Source organism: Denitratimonas tolerans, assembly GCF_037203605.1.
Lineage (GTDB): Bacteria > Pseudomonadota > Gammaproteobacteria > Xanthomonadales > Xanthomonadaceae > Denitratimonas > Denitratimonas tolerans.
Genome location: NZ_JBBDHC010000007.1, coordinates 71779 through 95426 on the forward strand (window position 1 = coordinate 71779; position 23648 = coordinate 95426).

General features: G+C 66.5%; 20 protein-coding genes, 1 tRNA gene and 1 pseudogene. 13 read left to right on the top strand and 9 right to left on the bottom strand.

Annotation, left to right across the window (positions count from 1 at the left end; all coding sequences use genetic code 11):
- Window positions 1–32: 32 nt before the first annotated feature.
- The 6 genes from WB794_RS06480 (at window position 33) to WB794_RS06505 (ending at window position 8792) form a co-directional block, all read left to right on the top strand.
- A complete protein-coding gene (locus tag WB794_RS06480; RefSeq protein WP_337335034.1) occupies window positions 33–1070 on the top strand; it encodes a class 1 fructose-bisphosphatase in 1038 nt (345 codons plus the stop codon).
- A gap of 260 nt (window positions 1071–1330) precedes the next feature.
- Complete coding sequence (locus tag WB794_RS06485) at window positions 1331–1942, top strand: type IV toxin-antitoxin system AbiEi family antitoxin domain-containing protein (RefSeq protein ID WP_337335035.1); 612 nt, start codon at window positions 1331–1333, stop codon at window positions 1940–1942.
- Window positions 1943–2043: 101 nt separating this feature from the next.
- On the top strand, window positions 2044–3510 hold the full coding sequence (locus WB794_RS06490; protein ID WP_337335132.1) for a DUF3375 domain-containing protein: 1467 nt from the start codon (window positions 2044–2046) through the stop codon (window positions 3508–3510).
- 31 nt (window positions 3511–3541) lie between these two features.
- Window positions 3542–4216: a DUF4194 domain-containing protein gene (locus tag WB794_RS06495; RefSeq protein WP_337335036.1), complete on the top strand. Its 675-nt coding sequence runs from the start codon at window positions 3542–3544 to the stop codon at window positions 4214–4216.
- Entirely contained in the window at window positions 4213–7590 is a 3378-nt protein-coding gene (locus WB794_RS06500) for an ATP-binding protein (protein ID WP_337335037.1), read from the top strand. Before WB794_RS06495 ends, WB794_RS06500 begins: the two co-directional genes overlap by 4 nt.
- Window positions 7587–8792, top strand: coding sequence for a DUF3322 domain-containing protein (locus WB794_RS06505; protein ID WP_337335038.1), 1206 nt, complete (start codon window positions 7587–7589; stop codon window positions 8790–8792). The genes WB794_RS06500 and WB794_RS06505 overlap by 4 nt, the downstream gene beginning before the upstream one ends.
- 21 nt (window positions 8793–8813) lie before the next feature.
- Here WB794_RS06505 and WB794_RS06510 read toward each other — a convergent pair whose 3' ends face one another.
- The 4 genes and pseudogenes from WB794_RS06510 to WB794_RS06525 form a co-directional block, all read right to left on the bottom strand.
- On the bottom strand, window positions 8814–9641 hold the full coding sequence (locus WB794_RS06510; RefSeq protein WP_337335039.1) for a type II toxin-antitoxin system HipA family toxin: 828 nt from the start codon (window positions 9639–9641) through the stop codon (window positions 8814–8816).
- A 232-nt stretch (window positions 9642–9873) separates the two neighbouring features.
- Window positions 9874–10287, bottom strand: a complete 414-nt coding sequence (locus WB794_RS06515; protein ID WP_337335040.1) for a helix-turn-helix domain-containing protein — start codon at window positions 10285–10287, stop codon at window positions 9874–9876.
- Between the two features lie 124 nt (window positions 10288–10411).
- Window positions 10412–11041 (bottom strand): annotated as a pseudogene (locus WB794_RS06520) (tyrosine-type recombinase/integrase); the annotation flags it as partial.
- A 234-nt stretch (window positions 11042–11275) separates the two neighbouring features.
- Window positions 11276–11349, bottom strand: a tRNA-Gly gene (locus tag WB794_RS06525).
- A gap of 145 nt (window positions 11350–11494) precedes the next feature.
- Here WB794_RS06525 and trmB point away from each other — a divergent pair.
- Together trmB and WB794_RS06535 are read left to right on the top strand one after the other, a co-directional pair.
- Window positions 11495–12217 carry a tRNA (guanosine(46)-N7)-methyltransferase TrmB gene (gene trmB, locus WB794_RS06530; RefSeq protein WP_337335041.1) on the top strand — a complete coding sequence of 241 codons (723 nt, stop codon included), beginning with the start codon at window positions 11495–11497 and terminating at the stop codon, window positions 12215–12217.
- A gap of 44 nt (window positions 12218–12261) precedes the next feature.
- On the top strand, window positions 12262–14112 hold the full coding sequence (locus tag WB794_RS06535) for an SLC13 family permease (protein ID WP_337335042.1): 1851 nt from the start codon (window positions 12262–12264) through the stop codon (window positions 14110–14112).
- Window positions 14113–14134: 22 nt separating this feature from the next.
- Here WB794_RS06535 and WB794_RS06540 read toward each other — a convergent pair whose 3' ends face one another.
- Complete coding sequence (locus WB794_RS06540; protein WP_337335043.1) at window positions 14135–15073, bottom strand: DMT family transporter; 939 nt, start codon at window positions 15071–15073, stop codon at window positions 14135–14137.
- A 147-nt stretch (window positions 15074–15220) separates the two neighbouring features.
- On the opposite strand from WB794_RS06540, the gene WB794_RS06545 reads away from it, so the two are divergent.
- Window positions 15221–16453, top strand: a complete 1233-nt coding sequence (locus WB794_RS06545) for a threonine/serine exporter family protein (RefSeq protein WP_337335044.1) — start codon at window positions 15221–15223, stop codon at window positions 16451–16453.
- 69 nt (window positions 16454–16522) lie between these two features.
- Here the strand turns inward: WB794_RS06545 and WB794_RS06550 are convergent, their stop codons facing one another.
- Window positions 16523–16903, bottom strand: coding sequence for an H-NS histone family protein (locus WB794_RS06550; RefSeq protein WP_337335045.1), 381 nt, complete (start codon window positions 16901–16903; stop codon window positions 16523–16525).
- 407 nt (window positions 16904–17310) lie between these two features.
- Here WB794_RS06550 and WB794_RS06555 point away from each other — a divergent pair, with 407 nt between their 5' ends.
- Window positions 17311–18168, top strand: coding sequence for a hypothetical protein (locus tag WB794_RS06555; RefSeq protein ID WP_337335046.1), 858 nt, complete (start codon window positions 17311–17313; stop codon window positions 18166–18168).
- Window positions 18169–18237: 69 nt separating this feature from the next.
- Here the strand turns inward: WB794_RS06555 and WB794_RS06560 are convergent, their stop codons facing one another.
- The 3 genes from WB794_RS06560 to WB794_RS06570 all read right to left on the bottom strand — a co-directional run bounded on the left by WB794_RS06560 (window position 18238) and on the right by WB794_RS06570 (window position 20742).
- On the bottom strand, window positions 18238–19941 hold the full coding sequence (locus tag WB794_RS06560) for a proline--tRNA ligase (protein ID WP_337335047.1): 1704 nt from the start codon (window positions 19939–19941) through the stop codon (window positions 18238–18240).
- An 89-nt stretch (window positions 19942–20030) separates the two neighbouring features.
- Window positions 20031–20312, bottom strand: a complete 282-nt coding sequence (locus WB794_RS06565) for a DUF4124 domain-containing protein (RefSeq protein ID WP_337335048.1) — start codon at window positions 20310–20312, stop codon at window positions 20031–20033.
- Between the two features lie 25 nt (window positions 20313–20337).
- Window positions 20338–20742 (bottom strand): DUF4124 domain-containing protein, encoded by a 405-nt coding sequence (locus WB794_RS06570; protein WP_337335049.1) that lies wholly within the window; start codon window positions 20740–20742, stop codon window positions 20338–20340.
- 136 nt (window positions 20743–20878) lie between these two features.
- Between WB794_RS06570 and pssA the strand changes: the two genes are divergently transcribed.
- Genes pssA through WB794_RS06585 form a run of 3 tightly spaced genes read left to right on the top strand, consistent with a single transcriptional unit; the run spans window position 20879 to window position 23648 of the window.
- Complete coding sequence (pssA, locus tag WB794_RS06575) at window positions 20879–21658, top strand: CDP-diacylglycerol--serine O-phosphatidyltransferase (RefSeq protein WP_337335050.1); 780 nt, start codon at window positions 20879–20881, stop codon at window positions 21656–21658.
- Complete coding sequence (locus WB794_RS06580; RefSeq protein WP_337335051.1) at window positions 21655–23334, top strand: ATP-binding SpoIIE family protein phosphatase; 1680 nt, start codon at window positions 21655–21657, stop codon at window positions 23332–23334. The genes pssA and WB794_RS06580 overlap by 4 nt, the downstream gene beginning before the upstream one ends.
- Entirely contained in the window at window positions 23331–23648 is a 318-nt protein-coding gene (locus WB794_RS06585; protein WP_337335052.1) for an STAS domain-containing protein, read from the top strand. The genes WB794_RS06580 and WB794_RS06585 overlap by 4 nt, the downstream gene beginning before the upstream one ends.

Sequence of the window (23648 nt, forward strand, 5' to 3'; positions counted from 1 at the left end):
GCGCTCCCGCCCTTTCGTGGAGCCCAGGCGCCATGTCGTCCGTCCCCGCGTCTTCCGCCGGTATTTCCCTCAGCCGTTTCCTGATCGAAGCCCAGCGCGACCAGGGCCATATCGACGCGCAGCTGCGCCTGCTGATCGAAGTCGTGGCGCGCGCCTGCAAGCGCATTTCCATCGCGGTGGGTCGCGGTGCCCTCGGCGACGTGCTGGGCACCGCCGGCACCGAGAACGTGCAGGGTGAAACCCAGAAGAAGCTCGACGTCATTTCCAATGAAATTCTGCTGGAGGCCAATGAATGGGGCGGCCATCTGGCGGGGCTTGCGTCCGAGGAAATGGACCACCCGCATCCCATCCCGAACCGCTACCCCAAGGGCGAATACCTGCTGGTGTTCGATCCGCTCGACGGCAGTTCCAACATCGATGTGAACATCTCGGTCGGCACGATCTTTTCGGTATTGCGCTGCCCGCCGGGTGCCAATCCCGACGAGGCGGACTTCCTGCAGCCGGGCACCAGACAGGTCGCCGCGGGTTACGCCGTGTACGGCTCCAGCACGGTGCTCGTGCTCACCCTCGGGCAGGGCGTCTACCAGTTCACCCTGGACCGTGAACAGGGCAGCTTCGTCCTCACCGGCACCCGGTTGACGATTCCCGAGGACACCGGCGAGTTCGCCATCAACATGTCGAACCTGCGCCATTGGGAAGCGCCGATGCGCCGCTACATCGAGGAGCTTCTCGCCGGCACGACCGGGCCGCGCGGGCGCGACTTCAACATGCGCTGGGTGGCGTCGATGGTGGCCGACGTGCACCGCATCCTGACTCGCGGCGGCATCTTCATCTACCCGCGCGACATGAAGGATCCGACCAAGCCCGGCAAGCTGCGCCTCATGTACGAGGCCAACCCCATGGCCTTCATCGTCGAACAGGCCGGCGGTGCCGCCACCACCGGCCGCCAGCGCATTCTCGACGTGGTGCCGGAGACGCTCCACCAGCGCGTACCGGTGTTCCTGGGCTCGAAGAACGAGGTGGAGCGGGCGACCGAATTGCACCGGATGGCGGATGCCGCTGGCGCTTGATCGGCGCGTGCCGTCGACGTGGAGCGGGCGAAGGGAACATCACGCCGCAAACAATTTATTGATTTATAACTAGTTTCTTCCGTTAGTGCCACGGAATTAGGCCAGCTTATGTCCCGGGCGTACCGCGTCGGCAACCATCTCCTGTCCGCATTTGTCTGCTGACATTCACGATTAGTCATCAACGTGCGCTCCAGGCAGACGAGTTTCATTCTATCGTTTGATGTATAAAGTCAACGAAATCAAGGAACATCTTTGGGGCGATGGAAAGATCCTCACATGCCCAGCGCGCTCTTGCCCTGCTCCACAAGCAGGGCTTCCTGCGCACCAGCGACTTGGACACCATCGGCGCGCCGCGGGTGGTGCTGACACGTTTGTCCACTTCCGGGCAGTTGGAGCGTGTCGGGCGCGGCCTCTACCGTTTGCCAGGCAACCCCATGTCCGAGCACGAGGACCTTGCGACTATCGCAGTCAAGGTTCCCAAAGCCGTGTTCTGCTTGCTGACGGCACTCCAGTTCCACGAACTGACCACGCAACTGTCTCGCCAGGTTTGGATTGCCATGCCTCGCGGCAGCCACACCCCACGTATCGGGAACCCGCCGATCAAGATGGTGCAGATGGCGGGTGATGCCTATGCCTCGGGCATTGATGAGCACGAACGCGACGGCGCCAGACTGCGGATCTACAGTGCCGCAAAAACCGTGGCGGACTGCTTCAAGCACCGCAACCAGATCGGCCTGGACGTGGCCATTGAGGCGCTGAAGGCTGCCTGGAGGACACGCAAGGCTTCAGCCGATGACCTATGGCGCCATGCCGAGGTCTGTCGGGTCGCAAATGTAATGCGTCCTTACCTGGAGGCGGTTTCGCATGAGTGACCATGCTGCCTTGAATCGCGCTTGCTGGGCGAGCCGATCCGTAAATTCGGATCGAGACGTCGTCGTGAACGAACGGCTCGAATAGGCAGCCCATCATGGCACTGGACCACCTCACCCTCACGACATACCGCGATCGGCATCCTGCATGGCGACTGCTGGCCTCGCCACATGCGCCATTGGTAGCAAGCTTCCTGTACCGGGTGTTCGTTGCACCGAACGTGCGGCTGACGAGCGAAGCAGATCTGGCCGAAATGCTGGAAGACGAGTTGTTTGCCCTGCGCGAACAGCTCGGTGCCGATGCGTATCCGAAAGCCGCAACCGACTACCTGAATGACTGGTGCGCGCCGGACAAGGGCTGGCTGCGCAAATTCTACAAGCCCGGCACCGACGAGGCCCAGTTCGATCTCACCCCTGCCACGGAAAAGGCCATCGCCTGGCTGGTGTCGCTGACCGAACGGCCTTTCGTCGGTACCGAATCGCGCCTGCTGACCTTGTTCGCGCTGCTGGAGCAGATCAGCACCGGAAGCGAGGCCGATCCAGCCAAGCGCCTGGAGGAACTGCGCCGCAAGCGCGATGAGATCGACGCCGAGATTGGCCGCGTCCTGTCCGGCGATGTGCCGCTCATGGATGACACGGCCATCAAGGATCGCTTCCTGCAATTCCAGCAGTTGGCGCGCGAACTGCTGAGCGATTTTCGCCAGGTGGAACACAACTTCCGCCAACTCGACCGCAGCGTCCGCGAGAAGATCGCGTTGTGGGACGGGAGCAAGGGGGCGCTGCTCGACGAGGTCATGGGCGAGCGCGACGCCATCGGGGATTCCGACCAGGGGCGCAGCTTCCGTGCATTCTGGGACTTCCTGATGTCCAGCCGTCGCCAGGAAGAACTGTCCGCACGGCTCGACCAGATCCTCGGCCTGCCCGCCGTGGTTGCGCTCAATCCCGAGCCGCGCACCCGCCGGGTGCACCACGATTGGCTGGAAGCGGGCGAACATACCCAACGCACGGTAGCGCAGTTGTCGCAACAACTGCGCCGCTTCCTGGATGACCGGGCCTTCCAGGAAAACCGCCGCATCCTCGAACTCTTGCACGGCATCGAAACCAAGGCGCTGGCCTTGCGCGACATGCCTCCGGCCGGCGACGTAATACGCCTCGACGAGATGGGCGCGGACATCGCCTTGCCGCAGGAACGCCCCTTGTTCGCGCTTCATGCCAAGCCACGCCTGGCGGAACTGGTCCTTGAGGACGGTGACAACGACATCGACACCGCACGCCTGTTCGACCAGCACGTCGTGGACAAGACCCGCCTGCGTCAGGCCCTGCGGCAGGCATTGCGGCAGCAGTCGCAGATCAGCTTGCGCGCGTTGCTGGAGACGCAGCCGCTGCAACAGGGATTGGCCGAGCTGGTGACCTGGCTGGAACTGGCGCACGCGGGCAGCCGCGGGCTGGATGGCCTCAGGGCCACGGTGGATGACGATGTGCAGGAGATCGTCGAATGGGCCATGCAGGACAGCGATGGCTCAACGGTACGACGGCGGGCGCGAATGCCCCGCGTTATTTTTGCGCGTTGAATGCAAGCTGCGACGGATAGAGCGAAGAGCCATGAACGACATGCACCAGGATGATCCAGAAGGCAGTACCGAGTCCCGCCCGCCCGTTGTCGCGGAACTCTCGCAACTGATGGTGCATTTGCTCAAAGGCGTGTTGTACCGTCAGGACGACGAGCGCCTGTGGGCCAGCCTGCTGAGCCTGCAAGCGCGGGTGCGGGAGCAGGCGGCGGTGCTGTTGCTGGATCTGGTACTGGACGAAGCCGAGGGTTACGCCTTCCTCAAAAGTCAGCCGGAGCCGGAGCATGCGGACGCCACACCCCGTCCGCCACGCCTGATCGCGCGACGGCCGCTGTCCTACCCGGTCAGCCTGATGCTGGCCTTGCTGCGCAAGCGCATGGCCGAATCCGACGCCAGCGGCGGCGATACCCGGCTGGTGCTGTCGCGCGAGGAGATCGCCGAATTGATGCGCGTGTTCCTGCCGGACGGCACCAACGAGGCGCGCCTCATCGACCAAGTGGATTCGACCATCACCAAGGTGGTGGAACTGGGTTATCTGCGCAAGCTCAAGCCCGCTGCCGGCGCAGCTCAGCAGGCACCTCGCTACGAGGTGCGGCGCATCCTCAAGGCGTTCGTCGATGCACAGTGGCTGGCCGACTTCGATGCGCGCCTGGAGGGCTATCGCACCGCATTGTCAGGTGCCGATCGCGACAAGGAGGCCGGCAGATGAGCGATTTTTCACCACAGGAGCTCGATTTCGTGGCCGACGACAGCCGCGTCGGCTTTCGCCTGCAGCGGCTGGAAGTCCTGAACTGGGGCACATTCGACCGGCGTGTCTGGCGCTATGAACTCGATGGGCGCAACGGCCTGTTGACTGGCGACATCGGTTCGGGCAAATCCACCCTGGTCGATGCCGTCACCACGCTGCTGGTGCCGGCGCAACGCATCGCCTACAACAAGGCTGCGGGCGCCGAGACGCGTGAGCGATCACTGCGGTCCTACGTGCTGGGCCACTACAAGAGCGAGCGCGTTGAGACCACCGGCAGCGCCCGCCCGGTGGCGCTACGCGACAACACCAGCTACAGCGTGATCCTGGGTGTATTCCGCAACGAAGGCTACGGCCAGGCGGTCACACTGGCGCAAGTCTTCTGGTTTCGCGAACCACAGGGCCAGCCTGCGCGCTTGTTCGTGGCTGTAGAGCGGGAACTGTCCATCACCGAGCACTTTTCCGGATTCGGCAGCGACATCAACGGCCTGCGCAAGAAGTTACGCGCGATGGGTTGCGAACTGAACGACAGCTTCCCGCCCTACGGCGCCTGGTTCCGCCGCCGCTTCGGCATCGAGCACGAGCAGGCACTGGAACTGTTCCATCAGACGGTTTCCATGAAATCGGTTGGCAATCTGACCGATTTCGTGCGCAGCCACATGCTCGAACCGTTCGACGTGGGGGGCCGCATCGAGGCACTGCTCGGCCATTTCGATGACCTCGACCGCGCCCACCAGTCGGTGCTCAAGGCCAAGCGCCAGATCGAGTTGTTGACTCCGCTGGTGGAGGATGGCCTTCGCCACGGGCAAATCGCCGCCGAGATCCAGGAACTGCGCGAAGGACGCGATGCATTACGCCCGTACTTCGCCGGCTTGAAGGCAGCACTGCTGGAGAGGCGCCTGGAATTGTTGACTCAGGATGCGACGCGCTGGGATGCCCGCATCAAGCAATTGGGAGCGCAACGAGACAACGCCCGAATCGAGCAGGGGAAGCTCGAAGGTGCACTGCGCGAGAACGGCGGCGACCGGCTGCAACAACTCGCTGCCGCCATTCAGCAGCAGGAGGCCGAAAAACAGCAGCGGCAGGAGAAAGCCGACGCGTACACCACGCTATTGAATCGCATTGGCGAAGCAGCGCCGGGAGACGAAGCTGCTTTCATGACACAAAGATCCACCATCGGAGAACAAGCCGAAGCGCTGCGCGCAAACATTGCGGACCACGATACGCAGATCAATGAAGATGGCTATGCGCTGCGGCGGGGTCAGGAAGAACACAAAGCGCTCAGCGACGAGATCGACAGCCTTGCGCGTCGCAAGAGCAATATCGACGCGGCCCAAGTGCGCATCCGCGCGGCATTGTGCGCCGCCCTGTCCATCGCCGAGGAAGACCTGCCCTTCGCCGGTGAACTGATCCAGGTGCGCGAGGACGAACGCGACTGGGAGGGCGCGGCCGAACGCCTGCTGCATGGCTTCGGCCTGTCCCTGCTGGTGCCGGATGCGCACTACAAGGACGTGGCCGATTGGGTGGAACGCCAGCACCTTGGCACGCGCCTGGTGTACTTCCACGTGCGTGCGCGCAAGTCCACGCAGGCCGTCAGCCTGCACCCCCAGTCGCTGGTGCGCAAGCTGCTCATCAAGCCCGACACGCCGCACTACGACTGGCTGGAACGCGAACTGCACCACCGCTTCGACCTGGCCTGCTGCGACAACACCGAGCAGTTCCGCCGCGAGACCCGCGCCATCACCCGCGCCGGACAGATCAAGGACCCGAGCGGACGCCACGAAAAGGACGACCGCCGCCGCATCGACGACCGCAGCCGCTACGTGCTGGGCTGGAGCAACGCCGACAAGCTGCGCACCTTGCGCGACGAACGGAAGGGGCTGGAGCAGCGACTGGACGACATCGGTCTGCGCATTGCCAACACACAGCGATTGCGCGGGCAATGCCAGGGGCAACTGGAGGCCTTGGCCAAGCTCGAAGTCTTCACCCGCTACAGCGAGATCGACTGGCAGGCACCGGCACGCGAGATTGCCCGGCTGACCGAGGAACGCGACCGCCTCAAGGCGGCCTCCGATACCCTGCGGGAACTGGAAAGCCAACTGGCGCAGGTCGTTGCACGCCTGAAGGAAATCGAAGGCGATCTTGGCCAGGCACAAGGCAAACGCGGAGAAATCCGCAGCAAACACGAAACTGCCCAGTCACAGCATGCGCAGGCTCTCGAAATCCAGACGCAAGCCGCACTCGACGACATGTTGCTGCAATCTCTTGAGGGCTGGCGCGCCGAAGTCCTGGGCGACCACCAGCTCACGGTGGAGTCCTGCGACAACCGCGAACAGGACGTGCGCAATGGCTTGCAGGCGCGCATCGATGCCGAAGACAAGCGTCTCTCACGCCTGACCGAACGCATCATCAACGCCATGCGCGGTTTCAAGGAGGCCTTCAAGGCAGAGACCGCCGAGATCGACATCAGCCTGGCCGCGCTGCCCGAGTTCGAGCGCTTGATGAAGGATTTGCAGCATGACGACCTGCCGCGCTTCGAAGCGCGTTTCAAGGAACTGCTCAACGTCAATACCATCAACGAGATCGCCAACTTCAACGCCCAACTCGCGCGCGAGCGGGAAACGATCAAGGAGCGGGTCGATGTCATCAACCAATCCTTGCAGGTGATCGACTACAACCCCGGACGCTACATCCGGTTGCTGGCGCAACCCAGCCCCGATGCGGAGATCCGCGACTTCCTGCAGGATCTGCGTGCCTGCACCGAAGGCGCGCTGAGCGGCTCGGAAGACGAACAGTATTCCGAGACCAAGTTTCTGCAGGTCAAAGCCATCATCGACCGCTTCCGGGGGCGTGAGGGACTGGCCGAGATCGACCGGCGCTGGATGCAGAAGGTGACCGACGTGCGCAACGGCTTCCTGTTTTCCGCCAGCGAGCGCTGGCGCGAGGACGATGCCGAGCACGAACACTACCCCGACTCCGGCGGCAAGTCCGGCGGGCAGAAGGAGAAGCTGGCCTATACCGTGCTGGCCGCCAGCCTGGCCTACCAGTTCGGCCTGGAATGGGGGGCGGTGCGCTCTCGCTCGTTCCGTTTTGTCGTGATCGACGAAGCCTTCGGGCGCGGCTCGGATGAATCGGCCCAGTATGGGCTGGAACTGTTCCGCCAGCTCAACCTGCAACTGCTGATCATCACGCCGCTGCAGAAGATCCATATCATCGAGCCCTACGTGTCCAGCGTCGGCTTCGTGCACAACGAAGGCGGCCGTGAGTCGCGGCTGCGCAGCCTGAGTATCGAGGAATACCGGGCACAGAAGGCCGCCACCACGGGAGGCGCTGTATGACATGGAGCCAGCCCGCCGACCTTCGCGCGCAGATCGAACGGCTGTGGCAGCGCGGCGAGTTGCTGCGTGCCTTGGTCGGCGACGGCACGCTGGGCTGGCCGTTGCGGCTGTCGCTGAAGTCGCCGTCCGCCGCCGACCTCAGCAACCTTTTCGATGCCGTGCGCGGCTGGGTGCGCGACGTCAGCGCCATGCCACGCGTGCGCATTGAGTGGCGCGAGTGGACGCACCGGGTACAGGGGCGGCAGCGCCTGCCGGACACGCTCTGGATCGATACGCTGGAAGACGCACTGGCGATGATCGGCAAGACCGGGGATGCCCACCGGTTCCAGGCGCTCTGGCAGCAAACTGCCGAAGCGCAACCCGCACTGCTGCCGTGGCTGCACAGATCACCGTTGCAGACCTTGGCACTGGCCGAACACTGGCCGCGCCTGCTGGCCGTGGTGGCTTGGGTGCAGGCCCATCCGCGCCCAGGCGTCTATCTTCGGCAGGTCGACGCGCCGGGCGTGGACAGCAAGTTCATAGAAGCCCATCGCGGTACGCTGGCTCAGTGGCTGGACCTGGCTTTGCCGACTGAAGCCATCGACCATGCTGCGGCCGGGATGGCGGGGTTTGCCCGGCGCTACGGCTTTCTCGGCAAGCCCGTTCGCATCCGCCTGCGCTTGCTCGATCCGCAACTGCCCCAGCTTCCCGGCTGCACCGGCCTGACCGACATCACCCTGGATGGGGACAGCTTCGCCACGCTTGCCCTGCCTGCGCAGCGTGTCTTCATCACCGAAAACGAAGTTAACTTCCTGGCGTTCCCACCGGTCTCCAGTGCCATCGTCGTGTTCGGTGCTGGCTATGGTTGGGGAGCGCTCGCCCGAGCCAACTGGCTGCATCGCGCCTCTCTGCACTACTGGGGCGACATCGATACCCATGGCTTTGCCATTCTGGACAGCCTGCGCAAGTATTTCCCGCTAGCCGCTTCGTTCCTGATGGACCACTCTACGTTGATGGCCCACGAACTTCAGTGGGGTGAGGAGCCCCTAGGCAAACGCCATAGGTTGCCCTTGTCTCGACTGGTCGATGAGGAAGCCGCTCTCTACGACGACTTGCGCGAGGATCGAATCCGGCCACAACTGCGGCTGGAACAGGAACGCATCGGCTATCGCTGGCTATGCGCGGCGTTGGTCACAACAGTCCAGGACGATTCTCGGCCGTAGCGGCATTTCCTGCCGATGGCGTCAGGGCGTGGTCGATTCGACGAACGCCGGCTCGAAGTCCAGCAGGTCGATGCCGCGCATGCCCAAGTCTAGGGCCACTGCGCGCCAGCCTGCCACAGCCTGGGCCACCTCGCCCCAGATCGCGTCAGCCTGAGTCGCAGCCAGCCTGAAATACTGCGCCGCGGCCATCAGCATGTCCTGGCTGTCGATGACGCCTGTGTCCTCGGTCAGCCAGGTCTTGCTCTCGCGACGGTCGCCCGGCATCGGGTTCAGGTCGAAGGCCGGCGACAGGCGCCAGCCGCGCTGGCGCGCGTCGTACAGGAAGCCGGTGTTACGCAGGTGGTCGTCGGTATTGCAGATCAGGAAATTGAAGACCAGCCGCCGCCACAGCTCATGGATGTCGGCGATCGGATCGGCACCCGACTGAAGCAGCACATCCACCAGTTCGGTGTAGGCATGGATCGCATCGCGGCCATTGGACTGGAGCATCGTTGCGGCCGACACGTAGGGGATGCGAGCGCCGTCGTCGGTGCGGTCGAAACGCCGGATGACGGCGACCGCCGTGCCGCCGATCACTTCCACGCGCGCCGGCGCCACGCGGATGCCGGCCTTGTCCGCCAGTTGCATGGCCAGCACTTCGCCCCGGATCACGTCGCGCCGATCCGCCTGGCTGGGAAATTTGCCGACCGCCAGGCGTCCATCGGTATCGCGCACCGTGGACTTCGGTCTGGCACCACCCAGCGAGGTGCCTTGCCCCAGCAGGTAGCGCAGGTCCCGCACGCTTTCCGTTCCGTCTTCCAGGGCTCGGGCCGCATGGAGCACCTTCTCCAGTTCCACCAGGGGCGGCACATGTCGATTCGCTCCTCCAGCGCGAGGAAGAACACCTGACGGGGATGCTGCACGCCGGCCACCGGCTGGAGATCGGGCGACAGCGTGAAGAATCTGGCATCCTGCAGCCAGCCGTCGTCGTAGCTGAACGCGCTGCGCCGGCCGCTGCCAAGATGCAGGTGCCCCACGACCAAGCCGCTCGCCCCCAGGTGGACTTCGAGGTCCGAACGTTGTGTGGGCCGAGGCGCTGCCATCAGAAGCCCTCCAGATCATCGGCAGGCGCGGGCGCATCGCCTTTGTCAACGACGGGTGCTGCCTGCCGCTTCCTGCCGGCAGAGGTGCGTACCCGCCGCGGCAGCTGCTCCCGCACCAGTTCCATGCCGAGCGCATCGTTCTCGAGGGTCATCGCCTGGGCCAGGTCATCGAGCCGGCCCAGCACGTGCAGCGCGCGCAGGAAGGTGTGCAGCGCGGTCCCGGGATAGCCATCTTCCATGCGCCTGACGGTGCTCAAGGACGTGCCGATGCGCTGCGCCAGGTCTTCCTGGCTCAGGCGGCGCATGCGCCGCGCTGCCGAGATGTCCTGACCCAGGCGGCGCAGCACACGCGCGACAGGCTGCGGCATCGCCACCTGCGCGCCAGAGCGCTTTTGCTCGGAAGAAGACACCATTTATAGCCTCAAATATGAGCTTTTTTGTAATAAGCGTTCATATTTGAGCGTAGAAATGGAGGGCAGTCAACCCAGTCCATGCCTGCCCCTTGCAGTTCTGGTGGCTGAAGCGCCACTTCGCCAACGGGTTGTGATTGACCGGCGGCAGCGGGACCGCCACGACGTCGAGGTCGGATGCTGGGTTTTGCTCCAGGCCCGGCACGATCACCAGCGCGTAGCGGAACAACTGGTTGAACCACGTGCGAACCTTCTCGGCCACGGAGAGCGCCTTGCGCTTTTCGATCTTGGCGATGACTTCCAGCAGGTCGGGCCGCTTGATGTCGTAGATCGAGCGCTTGCCCAGCGCTGGCAACACGTCCTTGGCGAAGACGCGCGGCAGGATCGAGAGCGTGGTCTGCCGACCCTTTTTGAGGCTCAGTTCGCGGTGGGCCAGCCACTTCTTGTAGATCGCCTCGAACGTGTTTTCGCCGGCGAGCTTGACCGCGGCGTGCTTCTGCTTGCGATGGACATGTGGGTTGATGTCCTTGGCTACCAGTGCGCGTGCTTCGTCGCGCAGCGTGCGCGCATCACGCAGGGACAACTCCGGGTAGTTGCCCAGCGACATCCGCTTTTGCTTGCCCAGCCAATAGTAGCGGAAGTGCCAGCTCTTGTTGCCCGTGGGCGTGACGGCGAGGCTGAGGCCGTCGATGTCGGGGAGGGTGTACGCCTTTCCGGTGGCCTTGGCTTGCCTGACCACCAAGTCTGAGAGTGCCATGCTCTTGCTCCTGAACGCGTCAGGTAGCAGATGCTGTTCATCTCAGCCGCAGCCCTCCATCAACAATCCGGAAGCCGCACGACCCGCAAAATGGACTTAAAAGTGGACTTAAAAGCCCTGGCTGTCGGCGGATTGCAGTGGACCACGCTGGAAGATCGGAGGCGGAAAAATCATTGCGGAACAACGACTTAAAAACCACCTTGGACTATCCTGGAAGTCTCCGGATTCATGGAGTGGAGCGGGTGAAGGGAATCGAACCCTCGTCAGTAGCTTGGGAAGCTACAGCTCTGCCATTGAGCTACACCCGCGCGGCTGTCGATCATAGCCAGCCGTGCCCGATGCGGCAACGGCGCGCGTGTTCCCGACGGGTCTGCGTGAACGCGGCGGGCAGGGTGCGCCTGCGATCCGGGCCGGCGGCTGCGCCGCGGCGGCAAACAGGGCGATAATCGGAGCATGTCTTCCGCGCACACGCCTGAATCCAGCCCCGTCGCGGGCGCGCCGCGCCCGATCCGCAGCTATGTGCTGCGCCAGGGCCGACTGACCCCGGCGCAGGAGCGCGCCTTTGCCGAGCACTGGGCGCACTATGGCCTGGAGCCGGCCGGCACGCCGCGCGACTTCGACGCGGTCTTCGGCCGCCGCGCCGACCGGGTGCTGGAAATCGGTTTCGGCAACGGCGAGGCGCTGCGTTTTGCCGCAGGCAACGAGCCGCAGCGTGACTTCATCGGGATCGAGGTCCACCGTCCTGGCGTGGGTCGCCTGCTCAACGCGCTGGCGGCCGACGGTGCGGGCAACGTGCGCGTCTACAACCACGATGCGGTCGAGGTGCTCGAGCGCGACATCGCCGATGCTTCGCTGGCCGAGGTGCGCATCTACTTCCCCGATCCCTGGCACAAGAAGCGCCACGGCAAGCGCCGCCTGATCCAGCCCGCCTTCGCGCGCCTGCTGGCGCGCAAGCTCGCGCCGGGCGGGCTGCTGCACCTGGCCACCGATTGGGAGCCCTACGCCGAACACATGTGGGACGTGCTCGATGCCGAACCTGCGTTCGAGAACCGCGCCGGGCCGCGCGACTGGTTCGCGCGGCCGAGCTGGCGGCCGGAAACCCATTTCGAGGCGCGCGGCCTGCGCCTCGGGCACGGAGTTTGGGATCTGCTGTATCTCAGGCGCGAGGAGCCCTGATGTCCTCGCACCCGCATGACGCCTGCGGCGAATCGGCCTGAGCAATGGATCCGGATCTGGCGGAAAGCAGCCTGACCCTGACCACCGACATGGTGCTGGTGCTGGTGCTGGTCGGATTCACCATGGTGATGTTCGTCTGGGAGAAGCTGCGCCCGGATGTGACCGCGATGCTGGTGCTGATGCTGCTGGGCCTGACCGGCCTGGTCCCCTCCGAGCAGATTTTCGACGGCTTCGCCGGCAGCGCGGTAGTGAGCATCATCGCGACCATGGTGCTGGGTGCCGGACTCGATCGCACCGGGCTGATGAACCGCGCCGCGATCTGGCTGCTGCGCCGCTCCAAGGGCGTGGAGGAGCGACTCATCTTCTACAGCAGCGCCACCGCCGGGCTGATTTCCGCCACCATGCAGAACCCTTCGGTGATGGCGCTGTTCCTGCCGGTGGCCTCGCGGCTTTCCGCGCGCAGCGGCGTGGCGGTGTCGCGCCTGCTGATGCCGCTGGCGATGTGCATCATGCTGGGCGGCACCCTGACCATGGTCGGCAACTCGCCGCAGATCATGCTCAACGACCTGCTCGCCCAGGCCAACCACAACCTGCCCTCGGGCGTGGCGACGCTGGAAGCCCTGCCGATGTTCGCGCCTACGCCGGTCGGCATCGTGCTGCTGGCCGGTGGCCTGCTCTACTTCCGGCTGTTCGGGAAAAAGATGCTGGGCGGCCTTGCCGACAAGGGCGTGACGCCGGCGCGCACCGAGAGCTATTTCGCCAACACCTACGGCCTGAGCGGCGACGTGTTCGAGCTGACCGTGACCGCCGAGAGCCCGCTGGTGGGCATGTCGATCGGCGAGGCCGAATCCCAGCGCGGCGCGCCGCTGCTGCTGGCGTTGAAATCCGGCAACGAATCGCGCCTGGCACCGCCCGCCGATCAGATGATCTGGGTCGGCAGCGTGCTCGGCGTGATGGGCCCGCGCGAGCGCGTGGCCGACTATGCGCAGGCCAACCTGCTGCGGATGCAGACGCGGCTGCGCCACTTCGGCGATCTTTTCAACCCGAGCCGGGCCGGAATTTCCGAAGCGGTGATCCCGCCGACCTCCAGCTTCATCGACCATGCCGTGGCCGATCTGCAGCTGCGCCGCCGCTTCGGGATCAGCGTGCTGGCGGTGTATCGCGACGGCAAGGTGCACCGCGACGACCATCGCCGCATGCCGCTGCGCGCCGGCGACATGCTGGTGTTCCACAGCGTCTGGCGCGACCTGTCCAAAGCGGCGGCCAAGCGCGATTTCGTGGTTGTCACCGATGTGCCCAAGGACGAGCAGCGCCCGCACAAGCTGTGGGTCGCCATGACCATCTTCGCAATCGCGCTGCTGCTCGCGCTCAGCCATCAGATCGCGGTGCCGGTGGCACTGATGGCCGGGGCGATGGCGATGGTGCTCTCGGGCGTGCTCAACATGGACGAGGCCTACCGCTCGATCAACTGGAAAACGGTGTTCCTGATGGCGGGCCTGATCCCGATGGGTTGGGCGGTGGAATCCTCCGGCCTGGCGGCCTGGCTGGCGCAGACCGTGCTCGAGCGCGTCGGCGGCCTGCCTCCGATCGCACTGCAGGCGCTGCTGGCGGTTTCCACGGTGCTGCTGGGGCTGGTGGTGGGTCACGTCGGAGCCACCGCGATCATGGTGCCGATCGCGATCAACGTGGCGATCTCGGCGGGCGGCGCGCCGCTGGCGTTCGCCCTGACGATGGCGCTGGCCGCATCCAACAACCTCATCAGCACCTCGAACCCGGTGCTGGCGATGGTGGCCGGCCCGGGCGGCTATCGAACGCGCGACTGGATGCGGGTCGGGCTGCCGCTGACGGCGATGCACCTGGTCGTGGTGCTGGTGGTGGTGAACCTCTTCTATTGAGCCTGGAGCGGCCGGCGCCGGCTCATGCCGCCAGCATCAGCACCACGCCTGAAATCGTCAGCGCCACGCCCAGCACGCCCTGGCGACCGAGCGGTTCGCGCAGCCACCACCAGGCCAGCAGCACGATGAAGATCGAGGCGGTCTCGTTGAGGATCGCCGCGATCGCAGCCGGGGCGTATTTGTAGCCGGCCAGCCACAGCACCATCGACAGACACTGTCCGACGAAGGCCGCCGCGACCAGGAGCTTCCAGTCCACCCGCCGTCCGCGCGGCGAGAGCAGGCCCAGCTGTCCGCGCAGCGCGGCGATCAGCACCAGTCCGGCAAGCGCGCCGACCAGGCGCAGCAGGGTTACCCAGCCCAGCGGGCGGGCCTCAAGCACCGGTTTGATCATGACGATGGCGACCGCCATCAGGCAGATCGACGCGACTCCCAGCGCCACCGCGGCAAGGTGCGAACGCGGCGCGGGATCGACCGGGGGCGGAGCGGGTTCCGGCGGCGGCACCGGCTCGCCGACGACCACCGATGCCGGTTCGCGCCGGCGCGCGATCACCGCGACGCCCGCCATCACCAGCGCGAATCCCGCCACTTGCCATGGTCCCAGCCGTTCGCCGAGGAACAGCACGGACAGCACGATCACCAGCGGGCTGTAGGCGTTGCCGATGACGCCCATGCGCCCGGCACCCAGGCGCGCGAGCGCGACGAAGTAGAGCGTGTCGGCGGCGGCGATGCCGAGGAATCCGCTGCCCAGGCTCAGCGCCACGTCGCGCACATCGAAGGCGGGGAGCGTACTGCCGTGCAGCAGCCAGGGCAGCGGCAGCAGCATCAGCAGGACCAGCGCGTTCTTGGAGAAATTGAGCGTGAGCGCCGGCAGGCGCTCGACCAGCTTGCGGTACAGGATCACGCCGACGGCCCAGGCCGCCGCGCTCAGCAGGGAGAAGGCTTCGCCTGGGCCGATATGCATCCGGGCATTATCGGGCAGCGCCGGCCGCGCGCGCTGCGCAACCGCCTCCGCCGTTGCGCCCGCGTGCGGATGCGATTCACGCAAAGTTGACGCATCGTGCGCATACTGCGCGCCGTCGCAACCTGTCCTGCGTCGGCTGCTCCCCCGATGACCCACCACCCCTATGCCGACCGCGTCCACTTCGTGGTCGAGTTGGCCACCCGGCTGCACACCTATGGCACCACCGCGCAGCGCCTGGAAGGGGCGATCAGCGGCGTGGCGGCGCGCTTGGGGCTGCGCTGCGCGCCCTGGGCCAATCCCACCGGCCTGATCCTGTCGCTGTCCGATGCCAGCCAACCGGACACCTTTTCAAACAGCACCCACGTGATCCGCCTGGCACCGGGCGACCTGGACCTGCGAAAGCTGTGCGAAACCGACGCGATCGCCGAACGCACGCTGCGCGGCGAGCTCGATGTTTCGGGCGCGGTGAAGGCCCTGCATGCACTTGATCGCCCGGCCCCGCGGGGCGATGCCATTGCAACCACGCTGAGTTTCGGCGTGATCTCCGCCGCCGTGGCCACGCTGTTGCGCGCGAGCGTGGCGGACGTGGCCGTTGCCGGCGTGATCGGCCTGCTGGTGGGTCTGGCCTTCCTGTTCGGTGCCGGGCGCCCGCGGTGGAGCGAGGCGATGGAGTTGCTGGCCGGCATTTTCGTCACGCTGCTGGCGGCCGCCGTCGCGACCTGCGTCGTTCCGCTTTCGCTCAAGACCGTCATCGTGGCGGCGCTGATCGTGCTGCTGCCGGGAATGGCGCTGACCAACGCCGTATCCGAACTGACCAGCCAGCAGCTGGTCTCGGGCACGGCGCGTTTTGCCGGCGCGGTGACGACCTTGCTCAAGCTGGCCTTCGGCAGCATGGTGGCTTCCCAGATCGCGCTCCTGCTGCACTGGACGCCGATGGACTACCGCGACGTGGCGGTGGTGCCGGCGTGGACCGAATGGCCGGCGCTGCTCGCGGCGGCGTGGGCGTTCGCGGTGCTGTTCAAGGCCGCACGCCGGGATTATGCCCTGGTGATGCTTTCCGCGATCACGGGATACCTCACCACGCGAATCGTCGGGCTGTGGCTGCCGGGCAGTGCCGCGGTGTTCGTGGCCAGCGTGGTGATTACCGTGCTCAGCAACCTTTACGCCCGCCGCATGAATCGCCCCGGCGCGCTGATCCGGGTGCCGGGCATCATCCTGATGGTGCCCGGAAGCGTCGGCTTCCGCGGCCTCAGCTCGATATTCGAGCAGCAGGTGGCGCTGGGTCTGGATACCGCGGTGCAGCTTGGCACGATCCTGGTGGCGCTGGTCGGCGGCATGTTGATCGGCAACGTCCTTGCTCCGGCGCGGCACAATCTTTGATCCGGATGCGGCTCCGGGCGGAAACGAAAAACCCCCGCCGCGGCGGGGGTTTTCGTGATTTGCGTGGTTTCAGCCTGCCTGCACGGGAATAAGCAGCTCTTCGCGGGTCTTGCCCGACTCGATCAGCGCGTTGAACCACAGCGGTGCCTTGCCGCGCCCGGTCCAGGTCTGTTCGTGATTGGCCGGATTGCGGTACTTCGGAGCCACCTTGCGGGTCGTGGTCAACTTCGTCGCCCTGCGGCGCGGTGTCTTGGTGGCGGCCGTCGCGGCCGGTGCCGCGCCGCCGAACAGTTCGGCAATGGTATAGCCTTCGGTCCGGGCGGTGCGCGTCAGCTTGGCGCGCACCTGGGCAATCGGCGCGCGCTTCTTCTTGCGCTTCTGCTCGCGGGTGGCTTCGGCGATCAGCTTCTGCAGTGCCTTGGGCGTCATGGACGAGAAATCGATGCTCATGGGGTTCCTCTCTGGATAACGGGATGCGCGGTACGCATAGCGGAATCCCGCCGGCATTATTACCCAACCGTGGGATAAGCCCAAGGATAATCCTGTCCAATACCGCTGACAAGCGGGAAATTGCGACGGCAAAATCCGGCAAGGTCGCGGCACGCGGTATGCGGTCATTGATCCGGCAGTGGACCCGAAGGCAGTTCGCGACACCGTGCACGGGGGGCGCGCGGGCAAAAGCGTTGTTTCGTGCCTTGTGTTTCTCCGCTGCCGCCCGCGCCGCCGCAGCGCTGCTTCCGTGACCTCGGATCGGTGCAAGGAGGGGCGATGCGGCTTGCCGCCGCCTGTGCGGCGCGGTAGCGTGCGCCATGACTGTTGCGCGGCAAACCACGCACTGCGCAGGCACGGAGGGTGACATGGGACTGCTGGACGAATTGGAGAAGGAAGCCGCGCGCCTGCACAGCGTCGGCGCTGGCGATGGGGCTGCGGTTGTCGTGCAGCGCGAGCGCGTGGCGGCGTGGGAAGATCAGCTCAAGCCCGCGGTCGAGCGCTTCGGGGAATACCTGACCCGTCTCGCCGCCACCCTGAGCGCCGCGCGCCGCCGCATCCGCCTGGTCTATCCGATCGCCGGATATGGCGACGCCGTGGCGTTCGGCGAGGCGCCGTTCGAGTGCCGCGTGACGCCCGCCGCCACGCAGGTGGAAATCGAGTTTTCGTTCGCGGCGCAGGTTTCGCCGGAAGAAAGCACGCTGGTGGTGGCCGATACGCCCAGCAAGGTGCGGCTGGTGAATGGACTGCTGCAGAACCACCAGCTGGCCGGCCTGCACGACGTGACCAAGAATGCCAACGGCGACGCGGTATCCGGACGCTTCCAGGCGCGCGGCCGGATTCCCGTGAAGGTGCACGGGATTGCCACGCTCGAATCCGGGCAGCTCAAGCTGACCCTTTCCAACGTCGAGGCCTTCGGTACGCTGCAGCGCAGTATGACGGCCGATGCCCTGACCGAGGACACCTTCGATGCGCTGGGCCGCTACCTGCTGCGTGAAAACCCGCACTTCGGACGCGAGAAGGTGGGTGCCGACGTGCGCCGCCAGCTTCAGAGCCAGGTTCAGCGCGATCAGGTCCGGCGCGAGTGGGAAGCCAAGCTGGCGACGCAGCTGCAGGAAGACGAGAAGCGCGTGGTCTCGCTGATGGCGGCCAGCGCGTCGCCCGGCACTTTCGTGCGGCGCATGGGGGGCGCGATTTCGCGTCTGCTCCAGCGCGACGGCCGCTGATTCTCCGTCGGCGCGGCCGGCTGTCGCGCCGCGCGGGAATTTCCCGAACGCGGCCTGTCCCTCGGGCCGTCAGGCCACCGCCAGGCGTGCGAGCAGGGCGGCGCGGTCCAGCGTTTCACTCTCGCTGGCGTCGCGGGCGCGATATTCGAACGTGCCCGCCGCCAGGCCGCGCTCTGAAACCACGATGCGATGCGGGATACCGATCAGCTCGATGTCGGCGAACATCGGACCGGGGCGCAGCCCGCGATCATCGAGCACCGCGTCCAGTCCGGCGCGCGTGAGCTGCCGATACAGCGCCTCGGCCGCTTCGGCGACGCTCTCGTCCTTTTTCGGATTGATGATGCATACCGCCACTTTCCACGGTGCCATCGGCTCGGGCCAGACAATCCCGGCGGCGTCGTGGTTCTGCTCGATCGCGGCGGCGACGATGCGCGAGACGCCAATGCCATAGCAGCCCATCCACACGGTCTGCGCCTTGCCGTTTTCCGCCAGCACCGTGCAATCCATCGCTTCGGCATATTTCTGCCCGAGCTGGAATACGTGGCCGACCTCGATGCCGCGCGCGATGCTCAGTGTGCCCTGGCCATCGGGCGAAGGATCGCCTTCGACCACGCTGCGGATATCGGCGACGTGGGTCGGTTCGGGCAGGTCGCGGCCCCAGTTGACGCCGGCGAGGTGGAATCCGGCGCGATTGGCCCCGACCACGAAATCCGCCATCGCCGCGACCGTGCGGTCTGCGACCACCGTGATCGGCTTCTTCGGATCGACCGGTCCGAGAAAACCCGGTTCGCTGCCCAGATAGTCGGCGATCTCCGCCTCGGTGGCGAAACGGCTTTCGCCCAGGCCCGGTGCCTTGGCGAGCTTGATCTCGTTGACGGTGTGGTCGCCGCGCACCAGTGCCAGCACGAAGCCGTCCGGCGTCATGAGTGCGAGCGACTTCACCGTGCGCGCCAGCGCGATGCCCATCAGCGCGGCCACGTCCTCGCAGGTCTTTTGCGTCGGCGTCGCCACCTCGCGCATCGCCTCGGCCGCCGCGGCGCGCGGTGCCGCCGGTGCCAGCGCTTCGGCCGCTTCCAGGTTGGCGGCGTAGGCGGAGGCGTCGGAAAAGGCGATGGCGTCCTCGCCCGAATCGGCCAGCACGTGGAACTCCTGCGAGGCGTCGCCGCCGATCGCGCCCGAATCGGCCTTCACCGCGCGGAACTTCAGGCCCAGGCGGGTGAAGATGCGGGTATAGGCCGCGTGCATCGTCTGGTAGCCGCGTTCCAGGCATTCGGGCGACAGGTGGAAGGAATAGGCGTCCTTCATCAGGAACTCGCGCGCCCGCATGACCCCGAAGCGCGGGCGGATCTCGTCGCGGAACTTGGTCTGGATCTGGTAGAAGTTGACCGGCAGCTGCTTGTAGGACTGCAGCTCGTTGCGCGCGAAGTCGGTGATGACCTCCTCGTGCGTGGGGCCGTAGCAATACTCGGTCTCCTTGCGGTCGCGGATCTTGAGCAGCTGGCCGCCGAACTTCTCCCAGCGCCCGGTTTCTTCCCACAGCTCGCGCGGCTGCACCGAGGGCATCAGCATCTCGATCGCGCCGGCGCGGTCCATTTCTTCGCGCACCACCGCCTCCACCCGCCGCAGCACCCGCAGGCCGAGCGGGCTCCAGGTGTAGATGCCGGCCGCGAGCTTGCGGATCATGCCGGTGCGCAGCATCAGCTGGTGGCTGACGATCTCGGCGTCAGCCGGGGTTTCGCGGGAGGTATTGAGGTGAAATTGCGACAGGCGCATGGCCGGGTTCCGACGGTGAAGGCAAACGTCGGATTGTAGCGTGCCGGCACGCTTCGCGCCGCTTCCGCTTCGCGCCGCTGCCTGCCGCCTCAGCGCGTGGTGCCGGGCGGCGGCAGGGTCGTCGGAACGACGTTCTGGCGAGGGTCGATGCGCACGGTTTCGTAGGGGCGGTCGGGCGGCGGGGTGTCGGTCAGGTGTACCTGACCGGCCTCGTCGCGCCAGCGGTAGACCGCGGGCGAATACTCGCGCGAATGCGGATTCTGGCGCCGCCATTCCGCCGGCAGGCGCTCCGGCTGGTAGCGCCAAAGCCACGCCGCCGCGGCGGCCAGCAACGCAAGCACGACAACGGCACCGATCAGCGCGTTTCGCATGGCGACGGAGCGGGCCGCGGGTGCCTCAGGGCGCGTCGCAGTCGAGCGCGATGGCGCGTTCGTTGCGGTCGGCGTACTCCAGGCGCTCGCTTTCGCTCAGCGCGCGGGTCTTGCCGTTGTCCTCGATGCTCACTTCGAGGTTGGAGCGCAGCGCCGCGAGGTTGGCGCGCGCGGATTTGCAGCGTTCGGCCCGTGCGATCGCCGGATCCTCCTTGGCCGGCTCCTGCTCGGCGGCGGCCGGGTCCGGCGTGGCGATGGCGCTGGCACCGCCGGCGCGGACGTTGACGCGCTCGAACTTGCCATCCGCCGGCGGCTTGTCGGAATAGTGGGAGACGCCTTTTTCATCGACCCAGCGATAGACGTCGCTGGCACCGGCGGTCAACCACGCGCCCGCGAGGGCCAGGGTGACGAGGATGTGGGTGATGCGCATGATGGTGTGGCTCCTGGATCTGGCGGATTCCCCGGTGCGCAGTGTGCACCAAACGCGGGCGATGCGGTGCACCGTCGTGGCCGCGCGCGGCCGCGGGCTCGCGCTACACTGGACCCGGATACCCGCAGGATGCCACATGGAAACCCCGGCCCCCGCCGCCAAGCCGCGTCCGCGCGGCATCTATCTCTTGCCGAACCTGTTCACCTCCGGTGCGCTGTTCGCCGGCTTTTACGCGATCATCGCCGCCTCGCAGGGACGCTTCACGGACGCCTGCATCGCGGTGTTCGTGGCGGCGGTCCTGGACGGGCTGGACGGGCGCATCGCGCGACTCACCGGCACCCAGAGCGATTTCGGCGTCCAGTACGACTCGCTGTCGGATCTGATCAGCTTCGGCATGGCGCCGGCACTGGTGATGTATCACTGGGCGCTGTCGGAGCTGCAGTTCGATGGCCCGATCGCAGGCAAGATCGGCTGGTCGGCGGCCTTTCTCTATGCCGCTTGCGCGGCGCTGCGGCTGGCGCGCTTCAATACCCAGGTCGGCGTGGTGGACAAGCGCTGGTTCATCGGTCTGGCCAGTCCGGCCGCGGCGGCGGTGATGATGTCGTTCATCTGGACCCTGGACAACCGCATGAACATGAGCGGCGGCCAAGTGCGCTGGATCGCGCTGGGCATCACCGTCGTCACCGGCCTGCTCATGGTGAGCCGGGTGCGCTACTTCAGCTTCAAGAGCCTGCCGTTCGCCGGGCGCGTCCCCTTCATGACGGTGCTGCTGGCGCTCGGGCTGCTGGTGCTGCTGGCCATCGACACGGCGCGGGTGCTGTTCGCCGCTTCGACGATCTACCTGCTGTCCGGGCCGCTCGGCTGGGTCTGGGGTCGGCTGCGGCGCAATCGGCAGCCACCCGTCACGCCGGGATGACCACCACCACCGCGACCACGGCGCGGAACGGATTGCTGACCCTGCTGGCCGAGGTCAGCCAGCAGCTTGCGGTATCGGTGGACCTCACGCGCACCTTGCGTGATTCGGCAGGTTTCGTGGCGCGCTATCTCGACGCCGAGGCGGTCAGCGTGTTCCTGCTGTCCGAGGATGGACAGACGCTGGAGTGCCGCGCCTGCCAGGGGCCGGTGGACATCCTCGGCCTGCGTATTCCGGTGGGTCAGGGCATCGTCGGGCGGACGGTCGCGCGAAACCAGTCGCAGATGGTGCGCGACGCCTACGCCGACCCGGATTTCGCCACCAGTATCGATACCGGCACCGGATTTCGCACCCGCAGCGTGCTGTGCGCGCCGCTGGTGACCGCACAGGGCGTGATCGGTGCGATCGAGGCCATCAACAAGCGCGGCGACGCGCTGTTCGAGGAGGCGGACCTGGACGCGCTGCGGCTGCTGGCTGCCCCGATGGCGCTGGCGCTCAACACTGCGCGCATGGCTGGCGAACTGGTGGAACAGCAGCGCATCCGGCGCGAGCTGGGCATGGCCCGGCGGTTGCAGCGCTCGATGCTGCCGCGGCGTCGGCGCGGCAGCTATCCGCTGCGCGCGCTGAACCTGGCGGCGCAGGAGATTTCCGGGGACTTCTACGATTTCTTCGACCTGCCGGACGGGCGCATCGCGTTCACCGTGGGCGACGTGGCGGGCAAGGGCCTGGACGCGGCCTTCCTGATGGTGCGCTGCGCCAGCCTGTTGCGCTGGGCCGGCAAGGAAGGGCTGCGCCCGGGCGACTGGCTGGCGCGGGTCAACGACGAGCTGGGCGAGGCGATCGCGCCGGGCATGTTCGTGTGCGCCGCGGCCGGCCACTACGACCCCGCCACGCGCGAGGCGGTGTGGGCCAACGCCGGCTTCCCGCCGCTGGTGCGCGTGGCGTCCGACGGCTCGGCAGAGGTGTTCGAGGCCGAGGGCCCGCCGCTGGGAATCCTGCGCCGGATGGTATTCCCCGAGCAGCGCACACAGCTCGCCGATGCCAGCCTGTACCTCTACTCCGATGGCGTCACCGACGTGCGCGATGCCGATGGCGTTCCGCTCGGCGTGGAGCGGGTGCAGGCGCTGCTGCAGGGGCTGGGCGATCTGGTGCCCGAGGCGCGCCTGCGCGCGCTGGCGCGCCACCTGCGCGGGCTGCGGGTCACCGACGACATCACCCTGATGCTGATCAGCGGCGACCCGCCCTGCTCCGAAACCCTGCTGCTGGAACGCAGCTTCCCGGCCCAGGCGAGTGAAATGGCCGCCGTGCGCCACGCCCTGGCCGCGGCGCTCGCGCGCGCCGGCGTGGATGTCGCGCTGCGTCAGGCGCTGGTGCTGGCGGTGGACGAGGCCTGCACCAATATCATCCGGCACGGACACGCCGGCGGTGCCGACGCGCTGATCCAGCTGAACCTGACGCGCGAGGGCGACGACCTGGTGTTCGAGCTGCTCGACAGCGCTCCCTGCGTCGAAGATGGCACGCTGGTGCCGCGCGATCTGTCCGAGTGCCGACCCGGCGGGCTGGGGCTCAACCTGATCGACAGCCTGATGGATGACTGGTCGCTGGAGCCGCGCGAGGGGCGCTGCGGCAACCGTCTTCGCATGGTCAAGCACCTGCTGCCAGAGGAGGAAACCCGATGAGCCAGTGCGATACCCGGATCGACGGCGACTGCGCCGTCGTGGTGCTCGGCGGCGAGGTGGACCTGTCGTGGTCGGCGCAGGTGCGGCGCGAGGTGCTCGGCGCGCTCGAGCGCGCGCCGCGCGTGGCGGTGGACCTGGCCCAGGTCAGCTACATCGATTCTTCCGGCATCGCGGCGCTGGTGGAAGGATTCCAGAACGCGCGCGGACGCGGCCAGCCGTTCGAGCTGGTGAACGTCAGCGCGCCGGTGCTGGCGGTGCTGAAGCTGGCGCGGCTGGACCGCGTGTTCACCATCCGCACGGGGGCGGCGGACTGA

Excerpts from the sequence above, each read along its gene's own strand:
- trmB (WP_337335041.1), top strand. The coding sequence starts at position 11,495 with ATGTCTTCCGCGCACACGCCTGAATCCAGCCCCGTCGCGGGCGCGCCG.
- WB794_RS06560 (WP_337335047.1), bottom strand. The coding sequence starts at position 19,941 with ATGCGCCTGTCGCAATTTCACCTCAATACCTCCCGCGAAACCCCGGCT.
- WB794_RS06515 (WP_337335040.1), bottom strand. The coding sequence starts at position 10,287 with ATGGTGTCTTCTTCCGAGCAAAAGCGCTCTGGCGCGCAGGTGGCGATG.
- WB794_RS06485 (WP_337335035.1), top strand. The coding sequence starts at position 1,331 with ATGGAAAGATCCTCACATGCCCAGCGCGCTCTTGCCCTGCTCCACAAG.
- WB794_RS06585 (WP_337335052.1), top strand. The coding sequence starts at position 23,331 with ATGAGCCAGTGCGATACCCGGATCGACGGCGACTGCGCCGTCGTGGTG.
- WB794_RS06565 (WP_337335048.1), bottom strand. The coding sequence starts at position 20,312 with ATGCGAAACGCGCTGATCGGTGCCGTTGTCGTGCTTGCGTTGCTGGCC.
- WB794_RS06495 (WP_337335036.1), top strand. The coding sequence starts at position 3,542 with ATGAACGACATGCACCAGGATGATCCAGAAGGCAGTACCGAGTCCCGC.
- WB794_RS06540 (WP_337335043.1), bottom strand. The coding sequence starts at position 15,073 with ATGCATATCGGCCCAGGCGAAGCCTTCTCCCTGCTGAGCGCGGCGGCC.
- pssA (WP_337335050.1), top strand. The coding sequence starts at position 20,879 with ATGGAAACCCCGGCCCCCGCCGCCAAGCCGCGTCCGCGCGGCATCTAT.
- WB794_RS06500 (WP_337335037.1), top strand. The coding sequence starts at position 4,213 with ATGAGCGATTTTTCACCACAGGAGCTCGATTTCGTGGCCGACGACAGC.
- WB794_RS06480 (WP_337335034.1), top strand. The coding sequence starts at position 33 with ATGTCGTCCGTCCCCGCGTCTTCCGCCGGTATTTCCCTCAGCCGTTTC.
- WB794_RS06550 (WP_337335045.1), bottom strand. The coding sequence starts at position 16,903 with ATGAGCATCGATTTCTCGTCCATGACGCCCAAGGCACTGCAGAAGCTG.
- WB794_RS06545 (WP_337335044.1), top strand. The coding sequence starts at position 15,221 with ATGACCCACCACCCCTATGCCGACCGCGTCCACTTCGTGGTCGAGTTG.
- WB794_RS06555 (WP_337335046.1), top strand. The coding sequence starts at position 17,311 with ATGGGACTGCTGGACGAATTGGAGAAGGAAGCCGCGCGCCTGCACAGC.
- WB794_RS06505 (WP_337335038.1), top strand. The coding sequence starts at position 7,587 with ATGACATGGAGCCAGCCCGCCGACCTTCGCGCGCAGATCGAACGGCTG.
- WB794_RS06580 (WP_337335051.1), top strand. The coding sequence starts at position 21,655 with ATGACCACCACCACCGCGACCACGGCGCGGAACGGATTGCTGACCCTG.
- WB794_RS06570 (WP_337335049.1), bottom strand. The coding sequence starts at position 20,742 with ATGCGCATCACCCACATCCTCGTCACCCTGGCCCTCGCGGGCGCGTGG.
- WB794_RS06535 (WP_337335042.1), top strand. The coding sequence starts at position 12,262 with ATGGATCCGGATCTGGCGGAAAGCAGCCTGACCCTGACCACCGACATG.